The sequence below is a fragment of the Dietzia sp. DQ11-71 genome (genome assembly GCF_014144995.1).
GTDB classification, from domain to species: Bacteria; Actinomycetota; Actinomycetes; order Mycobacteriales; family Mycobacteriaceae; genus Dietzia; species Dietzia kunjamensis.
The window spans coordinates 1-4,242 of the sequence record NZ_JAALDT010000365.1; the positions used below are offsets into that span (position 1 = coordinate 1).

At 71.5% G+C, this 4,242-nt stretch carries 3 protein-coding genes and 1 pseudogene; all 4 read left to right on the forward strand.

The features are described from left to right. Window positions 1-458: pseudogene (locus tag G6023_RS12715) on the forward strand (signal recognition particle-docking protein FtsY); the annotation flags it as partial. Window positions 459-714: 256 nt separating this feature from the next. Beyond that, window positions 715-2,010: an ammonium transporter gene (locus tag G6023_RS12720; protein WP_067717988.1), complete on the forward strand. Its 1,296-nt coding sequence runs from the start codon at window positions 715-717 to the stop codon at window positions 2,008-2,010. Window positions 2,011-2,038: 28 nt separating this feature from the next. After that, window positions 2,039-2,377, forward strand: coding sequence for a P-II family nitrogen regulator (locus G6023_RS12725; protein WP_067717588.1), 339 nt, complete (start codon window positions 2,039-2,041; stop codon window positions 2,375-2,377). A gap of 193 nt (window positions 2,378-2,570) precedes the next feature. Then, window positions 2,571-4,242, forward strand: a 1,672-nt coding sequence (locus G6023_RS12730; protein ID WP_182635845.1) for a [protein-PII] uridylyltransferase, incomplete at its 3' end; no start/stop codon positions are given.

The window sequence follows — 4,242 nt, forward strand, 5'->3', positions numbered from 1 at the left end:
CCTGGGCCGAGCGGGTGGGCGCCGAGGTGGTCCGCGGCAAGGAGGGCGCGGATCCCGCCTCCGTCGCCTTCGACGCGGTCACCCGCGGGGTCGAGACCGGCGTGGACGCCGTGCTCGTGGACACCGCCGGTCGCCTCCACACCAAGACCGGGCTCATGGACGAGCTCGGCAAGGTCAAGAGGGTGGTGGAGAAGAAGACCCCCGTCGACGAGGTCCTGTTGGTGATCGACGCCACCACCGGGCAGAACGGGCTCATGCAGGCGCGCGTGTTCAAGGAGGTCGTCGACATCACCGGTGTCGTGCTCACCAAGCTCGACGGCACCGCCAAGGGCGGCATCGTGTTCCAGGTCCAGCACGAGTTGGGCGTGCCCGTGAAGCTCGTCGGACTGGGCGAGGGGGCCGACGACCTCGCGCCGTTCACCCCCGAGGCCTTCGTCGACGCGTTGCTCGGCACGTAGGTCCCGGGCGACGCGGCCGGGATACGCGCCCGGGCGGCCGGGACACACGACCGGAACAGGGGACCCGAGCGCGTTACAACCCCGAAACATCAGGGCACATCCGGTGCAACACGACCAAGGAAATCTTCATGTCGACGGGGAGCGAAGAGTCGCTCACCACGTACGAGACGAGGAGGACCGCACCGTGATAGGTGACAGTGTCGCGTTGCTCGCCCAGGAGGCGACGCCGGAGATCGATACGGGAGACACGGCCTGGATGCTCATCGCAGCATCCCTGGTACTGCTCATGACGCCCGCCCTGGCGCTCTTCTACGGCGGCATGTCCCGGCAGAAGTCCGTGCTGAACATGATGATGATGTCGTTCGGCGCGATGGGCGTGGTCGGCGTGATCTACCTGCTGTGGGGATGGTCGATGTCCTACGGCAGCGAGTCGGTCCTGGGGCTGTTCGCCAACCCCTTCGAAATGTTCGGGCTCTCCGGGGTGATCGGTGACGCGACCGAATGGGCGGTCTCCGGCTCCGGCGCCTACCCGCAGGTCGTCGACGTCGCCTTCCAGGTGACCTTCGCGATCATCACCGTCGCGCTCATCTCGGGCGCGATCGCCGAGCGCGCCCGGTTCGGCACCTGGCTGGCGTTCGTCGGCGTCTGGGTGACCCTGGCGTACTTCCCGCTCGCCCACATGGTGTGGGGCGGCGGACTGCTCTCCCACTCGGACAGTGGGCTGGCGGCGATGATCTTCGGGACCGTCGACGACGGCGAGGGCGGGCTGACCGCCGCCGTCGCGCCCGTCGACTTCGCCGGCGGAACCGTCGTGCACATCAACGCCGGTATGGCCGCGCTCGTCCTGGTCCTGCTCATCGGCAAGCGGCTCGAGTTCGGCCGTACGGCCTACCGCCCGCACAACCTGCCGCTGGTCATGCTCGGCGCGGCCCTGCTGTGGTTCGGCTGGTTCGGGTTCAACGCGGGCTCCGCGTTCGGTGCCAACGGTGCGGCGGGCCTGGCGTGGGTCAACACCACCGCCGCCACCGCCGCCGCGATGCTCGGCTGGCTCCTCGCGGAGCGTATCCGTGACGGCCACGCCACCAGCCTCGGTGCCGCCTCCGGCGTGGTCGCCGGCCTCGTGGCCATCACCCCCGCCGCCGGTTCCGTCCACCCGCTCGGCGCGATCGCCCTCGGTGCGATCGCGGGCGTGCTGTCCGCGCTGGCCGTGGGCCTCAAGCACCGCTTCGGCTACGACGACGCCCTGGACGTGGTGGGCGTGCACCTGGTCGCAGGACTCTGGGGCACCATCGCCATCGGCCTGTTCGCCACCGGCACCTTCGGAACGGACGCGGGAATGTTCTACTCCGCGGACGGCTGGCGACTCCTGGTGGTCCAGATCGTGATCGCCGTGGCCGCCCTCGTGTTCACCGCGATCATGACCGCGATCGCCTGGGCGATCTGCCGGCCGCTCGGCTGGAGGATCGACAAGGCCGACGAGCAGGCGGGCATCGACGGTGCCCAGCACGCCGAGAGCGCGTACGAGGCCTCCACCAACGCGCTCATCCGCTGAGCCGACCCCTTCGAAAGGAACCCACGACATGAAGCTCGTCACCGCGATCGTCAAACCGTTCACGATCGACGACGTCAAGGCAGCACTGGAGCAGGCCGGTATCCACGGCCTCACCATCAGCGAGGTCCAAGGATACGGACGCCAGAAGGGCCACACCGAGGTCTACCGCGGCGCCGAGTACGCCGTGGACTTCGTCCCCAAGATCAGGGTGGAGGTGGTGGTCGACGACGAGACCGCCGGCACCGCGGTCCAACTGATCGTCGACGCGGCCCGGACCGGAAAGATCGGCGACGGCAAGGTCTGGGTGACCCCCGTCGAGAGCATCGTGCGCGTCCGCACCGGTGAGGAGGGCACGTCCGCGATCTGACCCTCGGGCAGAACCCGGCGCGCGGTCGCCCCGTCACAGGGGCGGCCGCGCGCCGTCGTGTACTGCGGAGGCCACCCTCGCCCGGTCCCGCGCAGACCGTGCGCAGCCGTTCACAAAGGTGAAACCTGTACGCCCCGAGGCGGTGACACGGAGGCGACATTCTGGACCCGACGGATGAGGGAAGGGGAGTGCCATGGCGGTCACGGCCGACGGCGAGCGCGCCACGGCGCTGCGGGCGGGACGCGAGCGGATCCTCTCCGCCCCGCGCGAGAGCCTGCCCGCCGCGTCCCTGAGGGACGCCCTGTGCGAACTCTACGAGATGGAGCTGGGACGGCTCGCCGACGAGGCCGGGATCGGCCCGGGGTCGGGGTTCGCCCTCATCGCATTCGGCGGGTTGGGACGCCGGGAGGTTCTGCCACACTCGGATCTGGACCTCGTCCTGGTTCACGAGCGGCGGCCGGACCGTGACGTGGGCGAGCTGGCCGACGCACTGTGGTACCCGCTGTGGGATTCCGGCGTCGGACTCGACCACAGTGTCCGCACGGTCGACCAGTGCCTGGCCGTGGCCGCTGCCGACGTCTCCGTCGGGCTGAGTCTGCTGGACGCGCGCGTGATCGCTGGCGACGCGGATCTGGGAGCGCTCGTCGTGGACGGCGCCCGCCGGCAGTGGCGGGACCAGATCGCCTCCCGCTTCGACGACCTCGTCGACGCGGCGGCCGCCCGGCGCCACCGGGCCGGGGTGATCGCGCACCGCAGCGAACCCGACCTGAAGAACGGGGCCGGTGGGCTCCGCGACGCGCAGCTGGTCGCGGCCCTGGGCCTGGCTCACCTCAGCGACGGTCGGCCCGTGGTCCCCGGTGGGATGGCGCGCGCGCACCGGCTGGTGCTGGACGCCCGGACCGAACTACACCGGGTGAGCGGACGCCCCCGCGAGGTGCTGCACGCCGAGTACGGGGACGAGGTCGGCGAGGCGCTGGGCCTGGGGGACCGGTTCGATCTCGCCCGGGCGCTGAGTGACGCCTCCCGGACGATCGCGTTCACCGCGGACCAGGCGATCCGTGGCTCGTGCGCGGCGCTGTCCTCCCGGGGACTGACCGGCCTGCTGCGGAGGTCGCCTGTCCGTCGGCCCCTCGACGACGGGGTGGTGGAACATGCGGGGGAGGTGACGCTCGCCCGCGCGGCCCGCGTGGCCGACGACCCCTGGCTGGCGCTGCGGGTGGCCGCGGCCGCGGCCCGGTTCGGGCTGCCGATCGCGACCTCCACCCTCGGTGTCCTCGCCGAACGCTGCCCCGTCCCGGACGGTCAGTGGCCGGCGGAGGCCCTGTCGGACCTGCTCGTGCTCCTGGGCTCGGGTGAGGCGCAGATCCCCGTGCACGAGGCGCTCGACCGGTGCGGGTTGTGGGAACGGCTGCTACCGGAATGGGCGGGGGTGCGGGATCTGCCCGCCCGCGACCGGGCGCACATCTACACGGTCGACAGGCACCTGGTGCAGACGGCCGTGGAGGCGTCCCGACTCACCACCTCCGTCGCACGCGCGGACCTCTTGCTGCTCGCGGCGCTCCTGCACGACCTCGGGAAGAGCCGGGACGGCGACCACAGCGAGAACGGGGCGGACATGATCCGCCCGATCTGCGCGCGGATGGGCCTCGGGGGCCGCGACACCGAGACCCTCACGCGCATCGTGAGGCATCATCTGCTGCTCCCCGCGACCGCCGCGAGACGCGACCCCGCCGACCCCGCCACCGCCGAGGCCGTGCTCACCGCGCTGGACCGGGACGCCGTCTCCCTCGACGTGTTGGCCGCGCTCACCGAGGCGGACTCGCTCGCGACCGGGCCGACGGTCTGGACCACAGGCCGTGCCGGGG